The sequence below is a fragment of the Catenulispora sp. EB89 genome, assembly GCF_041261445.1.
Classification (GTDB): domain Bacteria; phylum Actinomycetota; class Actinomycetes; order Streptomycetales; family Catenulisporaceae; genus Catenulispora.
The window spans coordinates 1-20,127 of sequence record NZ_JBGCCU010000004.1; the positions used below are offsets into that span (position 1 = coordinate 1).

The 20,127-nt window shown below is 69.6% G+C and carries 17 protein-coding genes and 1 pseudogene; 9 read left to right on the forward strand and 9 right to left on the reverse strand.

What is annotated here, in order from left to right:
* The first annotated feature begins 660 nt into the window (after positions 1 to 660).
* Together ABH920_RS09680 and ABH920_RS09685 are read left to right on the forward strand one after the other, a co-directional pair.
* Positions 661 to 1,491, forward strand: coding sequence for a class I SAM-dependent methyltransferase (locus ABH920_RS09680; protein WP_370348563.1), 831 nt, complete (start codon positions 661 to 663; stop codon positions 1,489 to 1,491).
* Positions 1,492 to 1,597: 106 nt separating this feature from the next.
* Positions 1,598 to 2,524: a ribosome-inactivating family protein gene (locus ABH920_RS09685; protein WP_370348564.1), complete on the forward strand. Its 927-nt coding sequence runs from the start codon at positions 1,598 to 1,600 to the stop codon at positions 2,522 to 2,524.
* Positions 2,525 to 2,742: 218 nt separating this feature from the next.
* Here the strand turns inward: ABH920_RS09685 and ABH920_RS09690 are convergent, their stop codons facing one another.
* Entirely contained in the window at positions 2,743 to 3,204 is a 462-nt protein-coding gene (locus tag ABH920_RS09690) for a hypothetical protein (protein ID WP_370348565.1), read from the reverse strand.
* An 875-nt stretch (positions 3,205 to 4,079) separates the two neighbouring features.
* Here ABH920_RS09690 and ABH920_RS09695 point away from each other — a divergent pair.
* Entirely contained in the window at positions 4,080 to 4,415 is a 336-nt protein-coding gene (locus ABH920_RS09695) for a hypothetical protein (RefSeq protein ID WP_370348566.1), read from the forward strand.
* A gap of 108 nt (positions 4,416 to 4,523) precedes the next feature.
* Here the strand turns inward: ABH920_RS09695 and ABH920_RS09700 are convergent, their stop codons facing one another.
* Positions 4,524 to 4,760, reverse strand: a complete 237-nt coding sequence (locus ABH920_RS09700) for a hypothetical protein (protein WP_370348567.1) — start codon at positions 4,758 to 4,760, stop codon at positions 4,524 to 4,526.
* Positions 4,761 to 5,465: 705 nt separating this feature from the next.
* Between ABH920_RS09700 and ABH920_RS09705 the strand changes: the two genes are divergently transcribed.
* The gene (locus tag ABH920_RS09705; RefSeq protein ID WP_370348568.1) at positions 5,466 to 5,939 is read left to right on the forward strand and encodes a hypothetical protein; all 474 of its coding nucleotides are present in this window, start codon (positions 5,466 to 5,468) and stop codon (positions 5,937 to 5,939) included.
* A gap of 1,094 nt (positions 5,940 to 7,033) precedes the next feature.
* On the opposite strand, the gene ABH920_RS09710 is transcribed toward ABH920_RS09705, so the two are convergent.
* On the reverse strand, positions 7,034 to 7,486 hold the full coding sequence (locus ABH920_RS09710; RefSeq protein ID WP_370349018.1) for a flavodoxin family protein: 453 nt from the start codon (positions 7,484 to 7,486) through the stop codon (positions 7,034 to 7,036).
* A 250-nt stretch (positions 7,487 to 7,736) separates the two neighbouring features.
* Between ABH920_RS09710 and ABH920_RS09715 the strand changes: the two are divergent.
* Positions 7,737 to 7,931 (forward strand): annotated as a pseudogene (locus ABH920_RS09715) (endonuclease/exonuclease/phosphatase family protein); the annotation flags it as partial.
* Between the two features lie 159 nt (positions 7,932 to 8,090).
* Here ABH920_RS09715 and ABH920_RS09720 read toward each other — a convergent pair.
* Together ABH920_RS09720 and ABH920_RS09725 are read right to left on the reverse strand one after the other, a co-directional pair.
* Positions 8,091 to 8,795, reverse strand: coding sequence for a response regulator (locus ABH920_RS09720; RefSeq protein WP_370348569.1), 705 nt, complete (start codon positions 8,793 to 8,795; stop codon positions 8,091 to 8,093).
* Positions 8,796 to 10,037 (reverse strand): sensor histidine kinase, encoded by a 1,242-nt coding sequence (locus ABH920_RS09725; RefSeq protein ID WP_370348570.1) that lies wholly within the window; start codon positions 10,035 to 10,037, stop codon positions 8,796 to 8,798.
* A 132-nt stretch (positions 10,038 to 10,169) separates the two neighbouring features.
* Here ABH920_RS09725 and ABH920_RS09730 point away from each other — a divergent pair, with 132 nt between their 5' ends.
* Positions 10,170 to 10,883 (forward strand): ABC transporter ATP-binding protein, encoded by a 714-nt coding sequence (locus tag ABH920_RS09730; protein WP_370348571.1) that lies wholly within the window; start codon positions 10,170 to 10,172, stop codon positions 10,881 to 10,883.
* The gene (locus tag ABH920_RS09735; protein ID WP_370348572.1) at positions 10,880 to 13,228 is read left to right on the forward strand and encodes an FtsX-like permease family protein; all 2,349 of its coding nucleotides are present in this window, start codon (positions 10,880 to 10,882) and stop codon (positions 13,226 to 13,228) included. The genes ABH920_RS09730 and ABH920_RS09735 overlap by 4 nt, the downstream gene beginning before the upstream one ends.
* A 367-nt stretch (positions 13,229 to 13,595) precedes the next feature.
* On the opposite strand, the gene ABH920_RS09740 is transcribed toward ABH920_RS09735, so the two are convergent.
* Positions 13,596 to 14,519, reverse strand: coding sequence for a zinc-binding dehydrogenase (locus tag ABH920_RS09740; protein ID WP_370348573.1), 924 nt, complete (start codon positions 14,517 to 14,519; stop codon positions 13,596 to 13,598).
* Positions 14,520 to 14,710: 191 nt separating this feature from the next.
* On the opposite strand from ABH920_RS09740, the gene ABH920_RS09745 reads away from it, so the two are divergent.
* A complete protein-coding gene (locus ABH920_RS09745) occupies positions 14,711 to 15,250 on the forward strand; it encodes a TetR/AcrR family transcriptional regulator (RefSeq protein ID WP_370348574.1) in 540 nt (179 codons plus the stop codon).
* 202 nt (positions 15,251 to 15,452) lie between these two features.
* Positions 15,453 to 16,934, forward strand: a complete 1,482-nt coding sequence (locus ABH920_RS09750; RefSeq protein ID WP_370348575.1) for a serine/threonine-protein kinase — start codon at positions 15,453 to 15,455, stop codon at positions 16,932 to 16,934.
* A 561-nt stretch (positions 16,935 to 17,495) separates the two neighbouring features.
* On the opposite strand, the gene ABH920_RS09755 is transcribed toward ABH920_RS09750, so the two are convergent.
* The 3 genes from ABH920_RS09755 to ABH920_RS09765 all read right to left on the reverse strand — a co-directional run bounded on the left by ABH920_RS09755 (position 17,496) and on the right by ABH920_RS09765 (position 20,051).
* Positions 17,496 to 18,119, reverse strand: coding sequence for a hypothetical protein (locus tag ABH920_RS09755; RefSeq protein WP_370348576.1), 624 nt, complete (start codon positions 18,117 to 18,119; stop codon positions 17,496 to 17,498).
* A gap of 152 nt (positions 18,120 to 18,271) precedes the next feature.
* A complete protein-coding gene (locus tag ABH920_RS09760; RefSeq protein ID WP_370348577.1) occupies positions 18,272 to 18,739 on the reverse strand; it encodes a hypothetical protein in 468 nt (155 codons plus the stop codon).
* 322 nt (positions 18,740 to 19,061) lie between these two features.
* Positions 19,062 to 20,051 carry a SigB/SigF/SigG family RNA polymerase sigma factor gene (locus tag ABH920_RS09765; protein WP_370348578.1) on the reverse strand — a complete coding sequence of 330 codons (990 nt, stop codon included), beginning with the start codon at positions 20,049 to 20,051 and terminating at the stop codon, positions 19,062 to 19,064.
* Between the last annotated feature and the right edge of the window lie 76 nt (positions 20,052 to 20,127).

Consider the following 20,127-nt stretch of genomic DNA (forward strand, 5'->3'; position numbering starts at 1 on the left):
ATCCGCCCCGACCAGCTCACCAGTCCACTCACCCTGCATAACAGCAGTCTGACCCCGCCGACCAAACGACGAGGTCAGAACGCATGATTTTCATCGGCCTTCTAGGCCGGGAGCAGCGGCGCGATCGCGACACGGGCGCGCTCAAAGCGCTCCACGGCGCCGTGGCACCGTAGCCAGAACACCATGTGGTGGTCGTCACAGATGTGGCGGCGGTCGTTGAATCCGAGCCCGTCCGGTTGGACGGCAAGACCGCCACAGCCCTGCGGGACATCCGTCCCGGCTCCCATCGCAAGCCCTGCCGCAGACAGCCGTGTGCGTCTCGTGAGCTTTCCGAGTGAATTGCGATGCGCTTTTCTTCGGGCGGGGTCGTCGATTTCCCCTGGCGCTGTCCCGCGACAGGCCAGTGACGTGCTGAGAGTCTCCACTCTGTCTCGGAGTCAGACTGCCACCAAGTCCTGAGTCCTTACACCCGACCGAGTATTCAGCTCGCGATACGTTGAACCGATCGCCGCCGGACCGCGTGTCAGAGCGTTGGGATCATACGGTGCCGACGCAGTGTTCTGGCCGAGAAAAGCGATGCCCGGTCATCCGGAACCGCACCGAGACGGCTTTCGTCGGGTGTTGTTTCGGGAGGTTCGAAGCAAAGGACAGCGATACGCCATGTCAATCACCCTTCCGGTGCTCCTGAAGAGCGACGACCTATTCGGAAAGGACAACGCGGCCGACACCTATGACCGCTCGCGCGAGCTCTCGCGGTATCTTCTGATGCACTACGGCACGGCCACCGACGTCTTCGACGATCTGGGCCATCCGCTGGCCCCGGCGCATGGCTTCCCCGGGCGGCTCTCCCGGGTCCTGGAGTCTGCCGCCCGCCGCAGCGGCCTGCGGGTGGCGCGGATGCTCGACGGCGGGTGCAACGTGGGCGGGGTCGCGCACGAGCTCAGCAGCTGGGTCGAACGGCTGGTGGTCGGCGTGGATCTGAGCGAGCGCACCATCGAGATCGCCCGGACCATCGCGATGTGCGGCGGCGGGAAGTTCAGCGTCTCGGAGCTGGGCCCGTTCACCAGGGACGTCGAACTGCGCCTGCCCGCGGCGGATGGTCGGGCGGCGGTGCGGTTCGAGGTCGGTGACGCGGGGGCGTTGAGCCCTGGTGACGGCCCGTACGACGCCGTGCTGCTCTCGAACGTGCTGGACCGGGTCGAGGACCCGGCAGCCTGCCTGGCGCAGTTCGCCGATGACGACAGCCTGCTGCGCTCGGGCGGGATGCTCGCCGTCGCCTGCCCCTGGTCGTGGTCGCCCGAGTACAGCGACACCGGCCTGTGGCTCGGCTCGGCCGAAGGCCGTACCACCAGCGAGACCGCACTCAAATCGCTGCTGTCCGGTCGCGGGTTCGCGCTGGCCGACGAAGTGAACCTCGGCGGTGTCCTGCGACAGAACCCGCGCGAGTACGACTACTTCGACGCACATGTCACGGTCTGGATCAAGAGCTGACAGCCGCCGTTCGGCGCCACGCTCAGCACGGTCCCACGTCGATGCTCGTCCGTGCGGCCGCCCCGGCCTCACGGACTCGGATCGGATCAACGAAAGGAACAAGCACATGCGCTTCAAGGTTCTCTCCGCGATCGTCGCCTTCTTCACGGCCCTCGCCGGCTTGGTCGTCGGAGCCGGCAATGCCAACGCTGACACGCCTCCCTGGTGGGTCTCGCACGTCTACATGAACATCGGTCCCACGGCCAGCCAGACCCAGCAGTCCCAGTACGGCGAGCTGATCGGGAGCTTGCGGGCCGCGTCAGGACATGCATGGCGCAACGGGGTGATGATGACTCAGAGCCCCAGCAGCCACAGTCTGATCCGGCTGGACCTGGCGCAGGGCAATGCGAACATCAGCCTCTGGTTCACGCCCGACAACCTCTACCTGCGAGGGTTCACCGCCGCCGACGGCGCGACCTTCTCGTTCAACGACTTCAACCTGCAGGCCGCCATGCAGCCGGCCGGCGGCTTCGGCAACAGCAATCTGCTCCCGGCGGCCGCCACCGGTGGCACGTACTACACGCTGCCCTTCAGCTCCAACTACAACAATCTGGTCCAGGTGGCGGGCCGGGACCGGGCGGCCATGCCCATCTCCTGGAACGACTTCTTCAACTCGTTCTACAACCTGGCGTACGCCGACCAGACCGCCGCCAACAACCAGACGATCGCCCGGGACCTGCTCTTCATGATCCAGTACACGTCCGAGGCGGCCCGCTTCAACGACACCTTCGGCGTCATGTCGGCCATCATGGGCGCCACCGCCGTCATCTACAACGGCCTGCCGCCCCTCCAGCAGGAGGTCGAGAACGACTGGTCCCAGATCAGCCGGTACGCGATCAACCAGTCGAACGGGACCAACCCGGCCCCGCTCTACATCGGCCCCAACGCGGGCACGATCTCCAGCTTCAGCGGCGTGCAGCGCTACCTGGCCCTGGGGATAGGCACATCCGGTGACGTCAGTTCCACCGGCGACTGGAACCATTCGGAACTGTAGCGGGACATCGCGTATCCGATACCGCTGCTGCTCGTGACGAGCCCCCGACTTGTGGAAACGCAAGTTCGGGGCTCGTTCGTCGGCTCGGCGGACGAGCACAGTGTCTTGTAGCTCTGTGTAGATCCACCATCCTGAGGCGGCTGCTCAGCGTGCTGGTGTGGCAGGGTTCGTGGGTTATCGTGCTGGTCGTGGGCGGGTGTCTTCGTCGGACTTCCACCTCACTTATACCCCCAGGTCAGAGATTGCATGATCCAGTTCTGGGTGTCGCTCGCGACGTCGAGCCGCTTGAGTTCGGTTGCGATGGGATAGCTGCGTGAGCTGCCGACGTCGATGGCGAGCCCGTCCTTGTCCCCGGGGGCCAGCAGGTCGGCGGGGACGGCGAGGATCATGTGGAAGTCATCGGAGCCGAACAGCAGCTTCCACCGAGTCGGGACCGAGGTGTGGATGAGCGGGGTCCCGACTCGCGGGTCGCCGGCATAGGACATGTACAGCCGCTGATCCCTGCCCTTGAGTTCCGTCCAGATCGTGAGGATTCCGTCGAGTTCCCGTTTGATATTCCAGCGCGGCGGCAGGCTGGTGCCATCGGAGACGACTACCGGGCCTGCGGGAAAGGGGTCTCGAAGGGCCAGGGCTCCCAGGTCGTTCGTGAACTGGTAGACACCGTCGGACTCTTGGGCCATGGATGGTCCTCATTCTGCGGCAGGCGCCGTCATTGCGACACGCGTTCGGGCGGCCGCCTACCCACGCGGCGGCCGAGTGAATCAGGACTTCGCTATGAGTTCACCCTTCTCAGTTGGCGCGCAACGAGGTGAGGCGGAGTTCGTCGTCGCCGTGGATCCATATCGCCAGCCAGGCACTGCGGGCCCAAACGGGCGGACCGACGGACCTCAGTGTGACGAACCCCGATACATCAATCTGGCGATCGACAGCCGGTGTCTTGCAACCTGATCGTTGGCAAGGTAACTCCGCACGACTCCACCTCGCTGACGGTCTGAGACCGAACTTGGCAACCTTCGCCCGAAACTGACAGCAGGGCTGCGGCGCCGCGGCGCGGGTCGTGCCGGGTGGAAGTCTCGACCGGAGGCGTTGACCTGCGCAGCCGTAAGCGACTGGACGACGGAGCAGCCGAACCCCTGAGCGGCGCCGTCCTACGCCGGCTGGTTGATCGCATCGCCTGAGGCCGTGGTCGGTGTCCGGATCGGTCGCTCGGTGCACGCGGTTTCTTGGGGACGGGTATCAGGCAGCGGGCAACCGAGAGGTCGGCCGGCCTCACCCTCCGGTCGGGCGGAGCTTGTGCTCGGACCGAGCCAGTCGGGCTCCGGTAGGCCGCAGCATCTTCGTCGGTCCTGCTGTCTTGGCCTTTGTGCATCCCCGGGGTGTCGCCCGCCCGAGCAGGTCTAGCACCCCCGGGCGGGTGCGCGTGAAGGCCCTTCGGCCGCTGCGCGGGATCGCTGTGCTCGCACCTTCACACCCACCCACCCGCGCGAGCTGTGACCAGGCCTGTCAGCCCCACGGGGGCCGCACCAGCGGCTCGAGACAGACAAGGACCACTGCGATGCCCGCAACCCGACCCGTCACCCTGACCGGCACCGTCACCGGACACACTCGCTTCCGCCAAGTCCCAGGCGATGCGGCCCTTGGCGTGGCCTACTTCATCCTGGCCACCGAGCTGCGCATCTCCCCGACCCCCGGCGCCCCTGCCGTAGCACGCACTGTCCAGATCCAGTGCACCGCCGCTCGCGGCACCGTCGCCGACACGATGTTCGACCAGCTCAAGCGCGGCGCCCGCGTCACCGTCCAGGGCCACCCGGTACTCAACGCGCCCGCCGGACCCGGCCCGCGGCTGCGGCAGCTCAGCACCCTGCTAGTCGAGCCGCTTCCGGCCGCGTGACCGTTCGGCCGGGTCGCCCGCAGGCGGCTCGGCCGCTACTGACTTGTCACGGCAGGCGCGGCGAGGCGTCAGCCGGCGACGCCGTGGATGGGCGCCGACCCGTACGGATCAGTAGTAGATGTAGCCGCCGTAGGTCTGCCACGGGGTCCACGTGCCGTCGATTTCGCACTTGACCCGATCTGCGGGCCAGTTGCCGTAGTAGGTGATGAGATACGTCTGGCAACCCGCCCAGGTGCTCGAGGTGTCGACGCGGTGCCATTCGCTTGCATGCGCGGCCGGTGCTGCGAGCATCAGCGCACCGACTGCCGCCATGGCGCAGGTGCTGACCTTGAGTTTCTGCTTCATTGCTTTCACGAGATGGTGTCCTCTGCGGTGTCAGGGGCGTCCTGGACGGACGACGTGGTTGTCCCGGGGCACATGGATCTTCGGTGACGCACCCCGGGATGATTCTTGCGACCTTTGCCCATCTAAGATGAGATTTGGTCCAGCGTGTCTGGATGTTTTCGTTCGAGAGCTGGAAGCCGATGTCCGCCCTCAGCACCACAATTCCGGCCAGCAGCCTGATCATGAGTCGGCCATCGTGCTTCTCCGGCCGTCTGCTAGCCCGACATTCTCACTGCACTGACCTACTGACGCTTTCACTGCGCACGACTGTGCAACCGCTGTTCGATGACGCCTGCAGGGCCGGCGCGCAGCTGCCGTAGATGCCCGAGCGCATGGCCCCCAACGCCGACAGTGCTGTGCGATGCCTCGTGCTCGACCCCGCGTAGCAGCACCCCCGCCGCGCGCCCGGTCCTTGGTTCCCGGGCGCGGTGCACAGATCAGACGTTCGACGGCTCGCCGACCGGGCCGTCCCGGCAGCAGATGTCGTCGGGCCGGCCTCGCCGTCGGCCCTTAGCTCAGCACACCGCCCGGCGCAGCCCGGTCAAGGCCGCGGCCGCTGCGCGGTCGGCTTCGACGAACCTGGACCGGGGCCGGGATCGGTGTACTGGCCCGGGGCGCGCCAGCGGGCCGAACGGCCCGATCCCCGCGAACTTCGGGACGGACACCATGACGATCCTGCTCGACGCCCCCGGCACCATCCAGGCACCCACCGCACCCAACCTGTCCCCGCGCGCCCTGGTCGAGGCGGCGATCCTCGGACCCAGCCCGGCTATGCGCACCGTTCGCACCCGGGCGGGAGCCGACCTGCTCGACGCGCTCGAACAGCCGATCACCCGCGAACTGCTCATCGCCCGCTGCTCCGACGAGCCAGGCGCGCACCGCCTGCTCGGCGTCGCCCTCGCCCTGGGACGCGCCTCCCAGACCCCCGAGCAGCACCGGACCGCCTACGCCGCACTCGCCCTCGAACGGCGCGAGCTGGGCATCGGCCTGCTGAACACCGCGAGGAAGGCGGACGACGTACTTGACGACGAGGACCCGTTCGCGATCTCACTCTGCATGGCGCTCTACCGCTACGAGGCGAAGGCGGCGCACTACGGCTACTTCGCCGCCCGCCTGGCCCTGCGCCTGCGCAACGCCTGACCCCGGCTTCCTCTCACCCACGTAGGCCGCCGGGACCGACCCGGCGGCCCCTTCCCACTTGGAGTACATGCGCCCGGAGCACCACCCGCCACCCCTCGCGCAAGCGCGTCATCAGCTTCCGCGTCGGCATCGAGCGCCGCTAGGACACCACGCAGATCGTCGGCTATGCCGTCTACCTGGCCACTACGGCCGATGCCTCCCCGAGGACGTCGGCCACGTCTTCAACCCCTCCCTCGGCGGCCACCGCACGTCCCACGACGCGCAGCAGCGCGCCAGCTTCCGCGTGGGCGCCTACACTGACGACGGCCGTGTCTACGGCACACGCCACGATTTCCATCCGACGACCGGGTGGAACTCGTGCAGATCGAGTCCATGGTGCGAGTGCTGCGTTGCATCGACAGGGCGCAGCGCGAGCAGGGAAGCGCGTACGTCGACTCCGCCGACTTCCCCCGCCGCCTGTTCACCGTCGCCGCGGAGATCGGGGCGCAGTTCTACGCCTACCGCGCCCACGAGCGCGGCCCGCTACGCGCACCGACGAAGCCAGGATCACCCACGTGCTCGCCGAGCTGCTGCTCGCGCGCCCCCAGAAACATTCACTCGCCGGCCAGGCAGTGCCGCGGCGCGCCCTTCAGTCACGGCCTGCCCGCGTGCGCCGCGTCGCCGGTGGCCGCAGGTGGTCCGGGCGGGCCGTCAGGTCCGTCCGGCGCTTTTGAACTTGGTAGGGAGAGGCCATCCCGCGCCCGCGCTCGCGGCGATCTGGAGGTCGAGTTCGGTGTCCAGGAGCCATCACGCTAGCCCTGGCAGCAGCCGCTTTGCGGACTAAGGCAGAGGGTCAGGTCCGGTGTGGACACGTGCGGCTCACCCCCTCCGCTCTCCCCTGTAGACGAGTACTCGGCGCTCGCAAGACGCGGTGCGGAATCCCCCTTTCCCATCTCTAGACCGCCGGCATCCTGCTCGCCCATTCAAGGACAAGCGTCCGAGCCCTCTCGGGGCGGTCAACCTCGACCTGGAACGCCCAGGCTGGCAACAGCGGCCGTCCCGGGGCGACCTCCTCCTTAGGGAGTACTGATTCGCTATTTAAGAGGGGCCGGCGCTCAGGGCATCAGCCCGGCCGCGACGGTCGCGCCGAGTTCCCAACACGCTTCCAGGTCGGCTTTCGTCGGCGTGCCGGTCACCGTCACCGGCTGGAATACCCGCTGCCAGCCCAGTCCGGTGGCGATCGACTCGATGGCCCGAACGGCTCCCACCGTGTCGCTGTTCCCATGGACGTAGGTCGCATACGGACGGCCGACCGTTGTATCAAGGATCTGGTAATAGACGGTGTCGAAAAAGACCTTCAAGGCTCCCGACATGTACCCGATGTTGGCTGGCGTGCCGAGGATGTAGCCGTCAGCCTCGATGGCATCCAAGGGGGTCGCCGCGAGCGCCGGCCGCCGCACGACCTCCACACCCTCGATCTCGTCCGCCGTGGCCCCAGCGACGACAGCCTCGAACATCGCCTGCATCGAGGGAGACGGCGTGTGATGGACGATCAGGAGTCGAGGCATGCCTTCGATCGTGGCATGAACGTGTTCGGCTCGCATCATCGCGATCACACTGGATTGTGGAGCCGCTACCGAACCCGTGTGACACGCTTTGCGCTACCCACGTGCCCCGAGACCGCGCTACGGAACGTCCTCATTAGTGGACCCAAGCGAGCACTTGGTTCTGGTCGCGAACGAGCCAGCGCACCAGATCGCTGCCGAAGCCTTCGACGACGATCCGGGCAAGGGCCTGCTGGCCGTCCGGACCGGCGACATGCTCGTAGTCGCCACGCACGTGAGCTCCGGCCACCGCCGGGCCGGTCAGCTGGCTCGCTTGGCCGAGCTCACGACCGCCTCGACAAGTCCGGTCGTCCTGCTCGGCGATTTCAACTGCGACTCCGCCACTGTGTCCGCTGCCCTTGGCCCCGGATACACGCTCGCAGTCCTCCCGCCGGACGCACCGCACACCCGGCCGTACGGCGCGGGCATCCCGGCACGGACCATCGACCACATCATCGGCCGTGGCGGTGGGACGAGCGGCGCGCAGACCGAAGACGTCGGCAGCCTTTCGGACCGCAACCTGCTGCGTGCAGATGTGACTAGCTGTATTGACCATGACTGGCGTGCCTTAGTGCTGGCTGGTCCCTTTCGTGGGATCGGTGTCGACGTCGTTTTGGCCGCCGGGTGCGACCAGGCCGTACTCGTACGCGGCGATGACGAGGTGCGCACGGTCGCGCGCGTCGAGCTTGGCCAGCAGCCGGGTCACGTAGGACTTGACGGTCGCGGCGCTGATTCCCATCGCCTCGGCCAACTCGGCGTTCGACAGCCCCTGGCCGATGAGGGTCAGGGCCTCGAGCTCCCGACCGGTGATGCCCGGGATCTGCTTTGCTGGTGCCGCCGCCGGCTGGGTGCGCCGGGTGAACTGCTCGATCAGGCGGCGGGTGACCTTGGGGGCGATCAGGGCGTCGCCGGCCGCGACCACGCGGACGCCGGCCACGATGTCCGTGATTCCCATGTCCTTGACCAGGAATCCCGAGGATCCGGCGCGCAGGGCGTGGTAGACGTTGTCGTCGTCGTCGAAGGTCGTCAGGACTATGACACGCGTCGCGCAGCCGTCGGCGGTGATCATCCGGGTGGCCTCGATGCCGTCCATGCCGGGCATGCGGATGTCCATGACGACCACGTCAGGGCGCAGGCTGCGGGTCAGCCGGACGGCTTCCAGCCCGGTACCGGCCTCGCCGACGACCTCGATGTCGGGCAGGTCGGCGGTCGCCATGACCAACGCCGAGCGGATCAGCGGCTGGTCGTCGGCGAGCAGGAGGCGGACCGGCATTCAAAGCTCCTTCGGGACGGGAATGCGGGCTGCGACGCGGAATCCGCCCTCGGGACGCGGGCCGGCGCCGAATTCGCCGTGGAGGAGTCCGACCCGCTCCCGCATGCCGGCGAGGCCGTACCCGGTGCGGCTGCCAGTGCCGCGTCCGCTTCTTCGGGTGCCGCTGTCGACGATCGCGATCACGAGGTCGGCGTCGCCGAAATCGACGGACACCCGGCACTGACGAGCCCCGGAGTGCTTCATGACGTTCGTGACGGATTCCTGCACGATCCGGAACGCCGCCGCGTCGATCTCCGGGGGAAGCGGCCGACGCACGCCGCGCCACTCAACGTCGACGCGTACACCGGCATTCCGTGCGCTCGCCACGAGTCTTTCGACGCCGTCGAGACCCGCGAGGGGCGTGCCGGTGTTCGGCGTGGCGGCGTTCGGCGTGTCAGAGTTCGCAAAGTCAGAGTTCGGAGAGTCGGTGTCGTGGAGCGCGCCGAGCATACGACGGAGCCCAGCCAGCGTCTCCCGGCTGGCGTCCTCGATGGCTCCGAGGGCGTTCCGCGCATCCTCCGGGCGCTTCTGGACGACCAGTTTCGCGGCCCCGGCCTGGAGGGCCACGACGCCGATGGTGTGAGCGACCAGGTCGTGCATGTCGCGGGCGATCCGCAGCCGCTCGGCCGTCACCGCCTGGTCGGCCGCCTGGACGCGCGCCTCCTCGGCGTGAATGCGCTCCCGGCGCTGTGAGTTCCCCAGCACCCCGGCGAGCGCGATGATCAGCAGCACCACCGCCTCGACCGAGGTGTCGACTCTCAGCCCCCTGACGAGACACACCGCGACGTAGCCGAACAGTCCGGCGGATGCCAGCCCGGCACCGGCCATCACCGCCGGCCAGGAGCCGTTCGCCGCGACGAAGATCAGAGCGGCGCATACCGGAAGGTACTGATCGGGCGCGATGTTCGAGGAGTGGATGTCGTAGTTCAAGGTGAGCGCGCTGAACACCAGTGCGGTCATCGACCACAGCGGGCGACGAGCCAGCAGACAGCATCCGAGACAGGCCAGCGCGGCGGCCGAACCCAGCGCGGTCAGTTCCCAGCCATTGGCCCATATCGACGGAGGTCCGGCTATGACGATTCCCCAGGGCCGTTCCATCCGCTGCGACTGAGCGATGAACAAGGACGACGTCGTCAAGGCCCAGACGCACGCAACCACGAGCGGCGCGGGCACGCGCGTCAGTACAGGCCGGGTCACGGACATGTGCCGAGCGTAGGTGCCCGCGTCGCGAGTCCGCATCGGACCTGGGGCGTACGCCCGGGGATGGCACCGGCACCGCGAATGCGGGTCCTGCTCCGATGTGCCCGGGCAGCCGCCGTCGGCACTGTCGTTCCCATGACGATCTCGAAGAGTTCCGAAGAACCGGACATGGTCGTGCGAGTGAGGGACGTGCGCAAAGACTTCGGCGACTACGCGGCGCTGGACGGCGTCGGCCTGGAGATCCGCGCCGGCGAGTCGGTCGCGGTGATGGGTCCGTCCGGCTCCGGCAAGTCGACGTTGCTGAACCTGCTCTCCGGGCTGGACCGGCCGTCCGCCGGATCGGTCGTGGTCGGCGGCGAGGACCTCGGCCGACTCTCCGAGCGCGGCCTGGCGGTGTTCCGCCGACGCCGGATCGGGATGGTCTTCCAGTTCTTCAACCTGCTGGACGACCTTCCGGCGCTCGACAACATCGCCTTGGCCGGTCAGCTGGTGGGGATGCGGGCCCGCCCGGCCAGACGGCGCGCCGCCGAGCTGATGGACGAGCTCGGGATCGCGGACCGGAAGGACATCTATCCGGCGGCGTTGTCCGGCGGAGAGCGGCAGCGGGTCGCGGTCGCCAGGGCCCTGATGAACCGGCCGGCGCTGCTGCTGGCCGACGAGCCGACCGGCGCGCTGGACCGCCGCTCCGGGGAAGCGGTGGTGGAGCTGCTGACGGAGCTGAACCGGGTCGGTCAAACGTTGATCCTGGTCACGCATGATCCCCGGCTGGCTGCGCGGTGTGCTTCGCGTGTCGTCGAGATCGAAGACGGACGCATTGTTCGCGACAGTGTTGTGGAGAGTGCGCGATGAGGGCCGTGTGGGCGGCGACTTGGGCCGCGATCAAGCGCCGGAAGCTCCAGACGTCCGTCCTCGGCGTCGTGGTTCTGGTGTCCACCGGGATGGCCGTGGTGACGCTGGGGCTGCTCGCCGCCGTATCAGGCCCCTTCGACAAGGTCTACGACGCGGCACACGGCGCGCACATCGTCGCCGAGTTCGACAGCTCGAAGGCGGACGCCGCACAGCTCGCGCAGACCGCGCAGGCGCCGGGTGTCGTGGCGTCCGCCGGGCCGTATCCGATGGCCGTCCTGCATCAGCCGGTCGAGACCGGCAGCCCCGCGTTCCAGTTGGCCGGCGCCTTCACCGTCGTGGGCCGCGACCGTCCCGACACCGCGGTCGACACGGTGAAGCTCGCCTCGGGACGCTGGCCGACGGGCCCCGGCGAGATCGTGCTCGACCGCCCCGAGGGCTACTCCCGCACGGACCAGAAGATGATCGACACCGAGCACCATGTCGTCACGGCCAGCGGTGTGGATCTCACCGTGGTCGGCTACGCGAGGTCGGTGAGCGATTCCGCCGACGGCTGGGTCACCCCCGCCGAAGCCGAGGCGTTGGGTGCCACGTCGACCCAGATGATGTACCGGTTCCGGGACGCGGGGTCGGACTCGGCGCTCAAGGCCGACGTCGTGTCCGTCACGGCGCACCTGCCCGCCGGGTCCCTGGCCGGGACGAGTTCCTACCTGACGATCAAGAACCATCTGGCCACGGGACCCAACACCTACGTGCCGTTCCTGACCGCCTTCAGCATCCTCGGTCTGGTCATCTCCATCATGATCGTCGGCAATGTCGTCAGCGGCGCGGTGGTCGCGGGCTACCGGCACATCGGGATTCTCAAGGCCCTGGGATTCAGTCCGAACCAGGTGACGTCCGTCTACGTCCTCATGGTCGCGGTCCCTGCCGCGGCCGGATGCGTCGTCGGCGCCGCGATCGGCGCGAGGACGGGTTCGGCGATGGTGAGCCAGGCGTTCTACGGGGTCTCCGGCACCGACGTACTGCGAGGACAGGAGACGATACCGGCGTGGGTGTATCCGGCCGTGCTGCTCGGCATGCCGGTGTTGGTCGTCCTGTCCGCTCTCCTCCCAGCCATCCGGGCCCGACGGTTGCCGGCCGCCGCGCTGATCAGCGCGGGCAGCGTCCAGCAGACCGGACGCGGACTGGCCGCCCAGCGCCGGCTCGGCGGTTCGCGGCTGCCTCGTCCGGTGAGTCTGGGCCTGGGCTGGCCGCTCTCGCGGCCGGGGCGCACAGCGTTGACGCTGTCCATGGTCGTCCTCGGAGTGGCGACGGTGACGCTGGCGATCGGCATGTCGGCATCCGTCGTCAAGTACGACCGGACCCAGAGCCAGCAGGACAAGATCCAGGTGACGATCGGGGTGAACAATCCGGCATCGCCATGGCATCCGATCGGCCCGGACCACACCGACGCACAGCTGTTCGCCCTACTGCGCGCCCTCCCCGGCACTGTCCACGTGTCAGCGAACACCCCGGTGCAGACGCACGTAGCCGGGAACGCCGCCCTCATCCACCTCGACGTCGAGACCGGGGACACCACGGCGCTGCACCCGGACCTGGCGCGCGGGCGCTGGATGGACGGCCCGGGCGAGGTCGTCGTCGGATCAGAGTTCTGGCACCAGCACGGGATCTCACTCGGCCAAGTGATCGCCCTGGTCGCCCCGGACGGCACAGCGGTCCCTGAGAAGGTCGTCGGCGAGCAGACCGCCGGCTGGGACGTCACCACCACCGACTGGGACCGGTTCATCGGACTGTTTCCCACACACCGCGCCGCGACGTACTCCATCGGGCTCGCCAAAGGCACCGACCCGCACGCCTACGCCAAAGCGGCGGCAACGATCGACCCCGGCTTGCAACCGGCGGTGAACGACGGCATCGACACGATCGAGAAGGTGATGATCAGTGTGATCTCGACGCTGACCGGCATGCTGATCGTCGTCGCCGCGCTCGGCGTGTTCAACGCCGTCGTCATGACCACCCGCGAGCGCCGCAAAGACCTCGGCGTCCTGAAGTCGATCGGCATGACCCCGCGGCAGCTGATCGCGATGGTGGTGACGGCGATGGCCGCACTGGGCCTGGCCGGCGGCCTCATCGGGCTCCCGGCGGGCATGCTCGCCCACCGGATCATCGTCCCGGCGACCGGCCGCGGCACCGGCCGCGACCTGCCGGCCTCACTGCTCCACGTGTGGGACTGGCCGACGCTGACACTGCTCGCCACCTCCGGTGCGGTGATCGGCGCGCTCGGGGCATTCCTGCCCTCGATCCGCGCATCGAGGGCATCGGCCGCCGAGGTGTTGCGTAGCGAGTGAGAGCGCGGGCAGTCGCAGTTCCCCGAGCCGGTCGACCACGGCGTGGATCTCGCCGTCGTCGACCGGCAGGGCGAAGTGGTCGCCGAGGGCTTGAAGCGGGGAAGACCGCCGCCGGCCGGATCTGGCAGGCCGGCGGCCGGGCCGAGCTGCCCGTGTGGCCCGGCCCGCTCCACGCCTTCGACCGGCACGACCCCGAGATCCGGATCAGCAAGGCCGCCGGCGCGGCCCGCCGCAACTGGCTGGAACGGCTCCTGGCGACCGAGTGACTCCCGGAGGCGACGGCCTCCGACGGACGTCCGATGGAGGTCCGACCAACATCCACCGCCGCTGCGGCCAGTACCGGGTAACTCCCGGAGGCCATGTCCTCTTATGAGCGAGTGAGAACGACAGCTCCAATAGAGCGCCGTTGCTCGAGTACCTGGTGCGCCTCTGCGGCCTGTGTCAGGGGGAATCGGGTGTGGATGCGTGGTGTGAGTTCCCCGCGAGCCGCCGCCGACAGCGCATACAAAGCGTCGTCCTGCTGTTCCGCATCGGTTTTGCGCGTGAGGATGCCGAGCGGGCCGTAGACGGCCAGGCCGCGTCGGGCGATGGTTTGGACGTTGAGCTCGGCGAAGGCGCCTGACGCGTACCCGTAGAAACCAATGCGCCCGCCGCCGTCAGCCGTGGCGGCCAGCGCCTGCTCGGCGACCGTGCCACCCACGGCGTCGAGCACGAGATCCGCGCCGCGTCCGCCGGTGAGGTCGCGCAGGCGCTCCGGCCAGTCGGCCGTCGTGTAGTCCAGGACGTGGTCGGCACCGAACTCCCGGACGGCATCGCCCTTCTCGGCGCTCGCGGCGCCCACGACCGTGGCGCCGGCGGCCTTGGCCAGCTGGACCAGCAAGGAGCCGATGCGGCCCGCGGCGGCGGTGATCAGCACCGTGTCCTCGGACCGCAGCCGCATGGCCGAAAGCAGACCGCGCGCCACCGCCCCGGCTTGGAACACCGTCAACGCGGTCTCCAGGGGGAGGCCGTCCGGGACCGGGAAGGTGTAGGCAGCGGTGGTGAGCGCGCGCTCGGCGTAGCCTCCGGACTGGCCGACCGTGGTCGCCACGACGGTCTTGCCGACCAGCCCCTCGTCGCCTCCCGGCCCGACCGCCGCTACGCGCCCGCCGACCTCGATGCCGGGGGTCCACGGCAGGGGCATCGGCCATCGCCCCGAGCGGACGATCACGTCGCCGAACATGACCCCGGCCAGGTCGACGTCCACCAGGACCTGCCCCGCGCCCGGAGCCGGGTCGTCGACGTCGTCCACGACAAGCACCTCCGGTGCACCGAACCGCGTTACCCGCACAGCGCGCATGCCCAACCCCTTCTGGTTGACACCCAGACTCGATCGAGACACCCTGTCTCGTATCCGACACCTGATTCAGTGTCCGCAGGCGTCACGCGCCGGCACAAGAATCAGACACGGCGGAATGTGTCGAACGAGACAAAGGACTGAGAATGTCTCAGCCGGACATACGGGTTCGACGTACGCGCACGCTGCTGCGCGACGCCCTCGTGGAGCTGATCGAGGTCAAGGGCTTCGACCGCATCACCGTCGGCGAGCTCACCACCCGCGCGATGATCAGCAGGGCCGCGTTCTACCGGAACTACCGCGACAAGTACGAGCTGGTCGAGCAGATCTTCGACGAAGCCATGACGGAGATGACCACCCTCGACGGCGACACCCGCTCGCCCGGGGAGCGTTGGGCCGACTTCCTCAAGCACATCGACGGCTACCACCGCCTCTACGGCGCGTTGCTGGGCAAGAAGGGCAGCCCCTGGTTCACCGACCGGATGCGCGCCGCGCTCGCCGCGATGGTGAGCACGCACCTGCCCGACCAGACCGCGGACGATCTGCTGCCCAGCGTGGTCTCCGCGATGTTCCTCCAGTCGATCGTGTGGTGGCTCGAAAGCGGCCGCCCGGTTCCGCCCGAGCAGATCGCGGCACAGTCCTCCCGACTCGTTCGCGCCGTCCTCCAGACGACCGCCGGGCCGTGAGGAAGCCGGTCGGCCGAGTGCCGGCGATCGCCGTCCCGCCGTTCCCGGCCACTCCCAACGACCGCCGCCCCCTCCACGGAACGCCGAACCGCCCGATCGGGTGGAGCGCGTCCGCGTTGCCGGTTCGTGCGTGCCCGGTCCTTCAGTTCGCTGCGATGCTGGACTACTACTGGTAGAAACGTCCGATCGGGGAGGTCCACGAGTGGAACCGCTGAAGTCCGGGGATCCGCGCACTGTGGGCCCGTATGTCCTGATCGCGCGGCTCGGCGCCGGCGGCATGGGGCAGGTGTTCCTGGGACGGACGCGGGGCGGGCGGACCGTCGCGGTGAAGGTGGTCAAGGCCGAGCTGGCCGGGGACCGGGAGTTCCGGCGGCGGTTCCGGCAGGAGGTCGCGGCGGCGCGGCTGGTGTCGGGACGCTTCACGGCCGCGGTGGTGGACGCCGATCCGGAGGCCGCGATGCCGTGGCTGGCGACCACGTACGTGTCCGGGCTGACGCTGCGCGCCGTGGTCGGTGCCGGCGCGCTGCTGCCGGAGACATCACTGCGGGTGCTGGCGTACGGGCTGGCGCGGGCGCTGGCCGAGATCCACGCCGCCGGCGTGGTGCACCGGGATCTGAAGCCCTCCAACGTGATGCTGGCCGTGGACGGCCCGCACGTCATCGACTTCGGCATCTCCCGGGTCATCGCCGCCGCGGACCTGACGCGGACCGACGTCGGGACGATCGTCGGCTCGCCGGGCTTCATGTCGCCGGAGCAGACCCGCGGGCAGGAACTCACCGCCGCGACCGACGTCTTCTCGCTCGGCACCGTCCTGGCCTACGCCGCCAGCGGCCGCAACCCCTTCGGCGACGGTCCGGACCACGCGCTGCTCTACCGCATCGCGCACGGCGAGCCCGACCTGTCCGGCCTGCCGGCCTCGCTCGCGCCGCTGATCGCCATGTGCCTGGCGAAGGATCCGGCGCAGCGCCCCAGCACCGCGCAGATCATCGGACGGATGGCCGACGTGCCGGAGGGCGCGTGGCTGCCCGCGGACCTGACGGCGGCGATAGCACAAAGCGCCGCCGAGATCCTGGACTACGAAGGGATCGCGGTCTTCGCCGAGCCCGACGCCGATCCGCTGCAAACCCCCGGCCCGGCGCCGGATCCCACGCTTCTGCTCACGTCGGCGGACCGGGCGACATCGGTGATCCCGGCCGCCGGCGAACGGACGCCGGAACGCGTCGGCGTCGGCGAGCCGCCACGCGGCTCGCGGGGCAACGGCGGCGCGGGGCTGGTCGCCGGCGTGCTGTCGGTCGCGGTCATCGCGGCCCTCGCGACGGCTCTGGTCCTGGTGCTGCACAACGGGAGCCACAACCCGGGTTCGCCGCCGGCGGCGTCCGTGGGGACGAGTACCAGCCCGTCGCCGCTGACCCGGTCGGTCGGGCGGACCAGCACGTCGCAGACGTCTGCGAGCGTGCCGACGCCGACGACCAGCTCCGCCCCGGCGCCGACGACCCCGGCCTCGACCACGACGACGACCAGCGCGCCGAGCACGACGGCGAGCACCTCCGTCTCGACCACGGCGAGCACGTCGCAGCCGACGACGCCGAGCAGCACGTCCAGCTCGTCCGCGCCGCCGACCTCGAGCCCGTCGACCGCGCACAGCACGACACCGCCCACGACGCCGAGTTCAAGCCACAGCTGAACCCGGTCGGTCGGGGCGCGCCGGGGTGGGTCGGGGCGTCGGAGCGGTCGGCGCGGCTCGGGGCGTCGGGGCGGACAGGGAACTGTCAGAACCCTGTCGCGCCGCCCCCGCGGGCCTACCGCATCCCGCACCGAACGGCCGCCCACCGTGCCAGCCGTCCCCATCGAACCCTTATCCTCACGCCACGTCCACGGGTGCTCCGGCGACCGCCGTCGCCGCCTCCGGCCAGTCCGTGCGGGGCCGCGACCGGACTTCGAACGGACATGTCAAGCGCCATTCGCCGCCAACCCTCTCGAATCGACTGCGCGCCGGGCCGCGCCGCCTTCACACTGGGCGCAGCGGACCCGGGGCCGCACCCGCCTGCGGTCCCGGGTCCGCTCTGGTCCGGCGCGGCTCGACGCCGCCCGGCCGTCCGGTGCGGCACGCGCCTTCGCGTGCCGCCGTCCTTGCTGGCCTTGCTGGCCTTGCTGGTGCCCGGTTCCCCGTCTGGCGCCGCACTACGCGCCAGCCCCGTTCGCCGGGCGAACCGGCGGCCGGTGGTCGGACCGGCCGCCGGGGTCCTCACCCGGCCCGCGTCAGCTCGACCGCGGGCAGGTCCTTCAGCTCCTCGCGCGTCAGGTCCACCTGGACGCCGTAGGTGGCGTCGACCACGTTGCGGATCGGGACCGCAACCTCCTTGCGGTTCCACAGGTGTCCCTCGGCGAGCAGGATGTGCGTGACGTGCAGGTCGGATGCGGCCATCAGGCCCTTGACGCGCCCGATGTCGCCGTCGGCGGCGTGCAGGCGCTCGTTCGGACACAGCTGCACCTCGCCGGCCGGCACCCGGTCGTAGGTGATCATGTCCGGCCTGGACGGGGCCCGGTAGCCGCCGCCGAGGGCGCCGCCGCCGGTGACGGGTCCGCCGGTCGGGGCGGCCTGCTGCACCATCTCGGTGGCCTCCGCCGGCTCCAGCAGATCGAACCCGGACATGGTACAGGTCAGGATGATGGCGTCGGGCCCGGCGCGACCGACCATCGTGGCCGGCACGAGTCGCGCGACGTGCGTGTCCCGCCCGACGACGAGGTGGGTCAGGGCCCGGGTGGCCGGGTCCATGATGATCCGGTGCAACCGGCCGCAATCACCGTCGGCACAGGAGACGCCCGCGCCGATCGCGTACGGGTATTCCTTCTCGGTCATGGTGCTCATAGCAGCCTCCTCACTGCTCACGCGGATGAGTTCAGCGGCGCCGCGTTCCTGCCAGGTACCCGGTCACAGAGTTTGAAACGGGGCTTCCACCACGCACGGACCCGAGGAAAAGCGGCGCGGCTGCCGGGTACGGCGACGGCAGCCGCGCCGGCTCAGCGGGCGGCCTCCCGGTCCGACCACGTCTTGATCGCCAGCAGCCGGAGCCGCAGCGTCTCGGTGTCCTCCTCGGCCGGGTTGTCCCCGGCCAGGTCCTCCGCGCCCTCCGGGAGCCCGTCGGTCGGCACGCCGTGCGCGGTGAAGAAGCCCTCGGCCGTGCTGTGCGCGAGGTTCACAGCGACCCGCGGGTTACTGACGAAAGTGCTCTGCACGTGCTTCCACACGCCGTCCAGATACGCGCGGTCCGCATCGGTGAACCGCGGCGGTGCGGGCGTGGCCGCCGCACCTCCCGCGCCGCTGCCGAAGCGCGGGTCGGCGCGGCCGCCCTCGATGAACTTGCCGACGCGCGTCGACAGTCCGCCGAAGGTTCCGGCGGCCGAGGTGCGCCAGCCGGCGGGACCGAGGAAGAACATCGCCGCCAGTGCGGCGAGGACGACCAGGATGACGATCAGGGTGATGACCACGACGACCTCCCGAGCCCGACCCGGTGTCGGAACATCCGCCGTTACCCGCTTCGTCCGCGGCCAATCCGCTGCGTCAGGGCTCGGATTCGAATCAGAGTTCTCAAAAGCGCCGGCGGCGCGGAGTATGGAGGAATGGCGCATCCTGCCGAACACCGGCGCGATCCCGCCCCCGACACGCCCCGGCGGCCGGGATGGACGAGCACATGCGCAAGCCGGTGGACGTCCTGCGGCCACTGCGGGTGCCGGCCGAGCTGCTGAGCTGAGAACGGTCAGGCAGCTGATGGCTATCGGGGAGCAAGGGCAATCAGCGGACTGAGAACAGTCAGGGCTTGCCCGACTCCTCGTCGCCGTCCTCGACGAGCACCGCGTCCCGCAGCGTCCCCAGGATCCGCGTCAGATACCGCGACACCTGCATCTGCGAAACGCCGAGCTCGGTCCCGATCTGACTCTGCGTCATGCCCCGGAAGAACCGCATCAGCAGGATCCGCTTGTCCTTCTCCGGCAGCGCCGTCAGCAGTGGCTTCAGCGCCTCGCGGTCCACGACCCACTCGTAGGCGTCGTCGTCCCCGCCGAGCGTCTCGCCCAGGCTCGCGCCCTGCTCGTCGCCGGGCACCAGCGGCCGCTCCAGCGAGGTGGCGCTGTAGGCGGCCGAGGCGTCGAAGGCCTCGACGATCTCCTCCGGCTGCGCGCCGAGGTGCTCGGCCAGCTCGGCGATCGTCGGCGAGCGCCCCAGCCGGCGCTCCAGCTGCTCGGCCGGGGCGCCGTGCAGGGCCAGGCTCAGCTCCTGCATGCGGCGGGGGACGTGCACGTCCCAGGTGGAGTCGCGGAAGTAGCGCTTGATCTCGCCGGCCACCATCGGGGTGAGGTAGCCCAGGAAGGCGGTGCCGCGCGAGGGGTCGAAGTTGTCGACCGCCTTGATCAGCGCCAGGTACGCGACCTGCTCCAGGTCCTCGGCGGTGTCGGCGGGGACGCTGAAGCGCGAGGCGACGTAGCGCGCGTAGTTCATGTGCTCGGCGATCAGCTCGTCGCGCAGGGTGCGGTAGCTCACGCTGTCCGGCTCGCACTCCGCCAGCACTTCGAAGCGCCGGTGGATCTCCGCGCGGTGCTCGGCGCGGTCCCGCGGCACGCCGCCGAGCCGGGGTGAGGGAATGCTCGGCAGGGGGATGTCCGTGTCCTGGTCCGGGAGTCGGCGGTCGGCGCGCACGACGCGCGCCGGTGCCGTCGAGGCCGGCACCGCGGCGGGGGCGGAGGCGGCGGCGGATGCAGGCGCCGAGGCCGCCGGCGATGCCTTCCCAGTCGCGATCTCAGTCACCCTCTCAACCCCGGTCGTGCCCTCTTTGGCGCCCTCTTTGGTGCCCTCTTCCGTGCTTTCGGCCGCGCCCTCGGTC

Bases quoted from the DNA above. Each gene is read 5' to 3' on its own strand.
- ABH920_RS09705 (WP_370348568.1), top strand. From the start codon at position 5,466: ATGACGATCCTGCTCGACGCCCCCGGCACCATCCAGGCACCCACCGCA.
- ABH920_RS09685 (WP_370348564.1), top strand. From the start codon at position 1,598: ATGCGCTTCAAGGTTCTCTCCGCGATCGTCGCCTTCTTCACGGCCCTC.
- ABH920_RS09710 (WP_370349018.1), bottom strand. From the start codon at position 7,486: ATGCCTCGACTCCTGATCGTCCATCACACGCCGTCTCCCTCGATGCAG.
- ABH920_RS09725 (WP_370348570.1), bottom strand. From the start codon at position 10,037: ATGTCCGTGACCCGGCCTGTACTGACGCGCGTGCCCGCGCCGCTCGTG.
- ABH920_RS09700 (WP_370348567.1), bottom strand. From the start codon at position 4,760: ATGAAGCAGAAACTCAAGGTCAGCACCTGCGCCATGGCGGCAGTCGGT.
- ABH920_RS09680 (WP_370348563.1), top strand. From the start codon at position 661: ATGTCAATCACCCTTCCGGTGCTCCTGAAGAGCGACGACCTATTCGGA.
- ABH920_RS09755 (WP_370348576.1), bottom strand. From the start codon at position 18,119: ATGAGCACCATGACCGAGAAGGAATACCCGTACGCGATCGGCGCGGGC.
- ABH920_RS09745 (WP_370348574.1), top strand. From the start codon at position 14,711: ATGTCTCAGCCGGACATACGGGTTCGACGTACGCGCACGCTGCTGCGC.
- ABH920_RS09720 (WP_370348569.1), bottom strand. From the start codon at position 8,795: ATGCCGGTCCGCCTCCTGCTCGCCGACGACCAGCCGCTGATCCGCTCG.
- ABH920_RS09690 (WP_370348565.1), bottom strand. From the start codon at position 3,204: ATGGCCCAAGAGTCCGACGGTGTCTACCAGTTCACGAACGACCTGGGA.
- ABH920_RS09730 (WP_370348571.1), top strand. From the start codon at position 10,170: ATGACGATCTCGAAGAGTTCCGAAGAACCGGACATGGTCGTGCGAGTG.
- ABH920_RS09735 (WP_370348572.1), top strand. From the start codon at position 10,880: ATGAGGGCCGTGTGGGCGGCGACTTGGGCCGCGATCAAGCGCCGGAAG.
- ABH920_RS09695 (WP_370348566.1), top strand. From the start codon at position 4,080: ATGCCCGCAACCCGACCCGTCACCCTGACCGGCACCGTCACCGGACAC.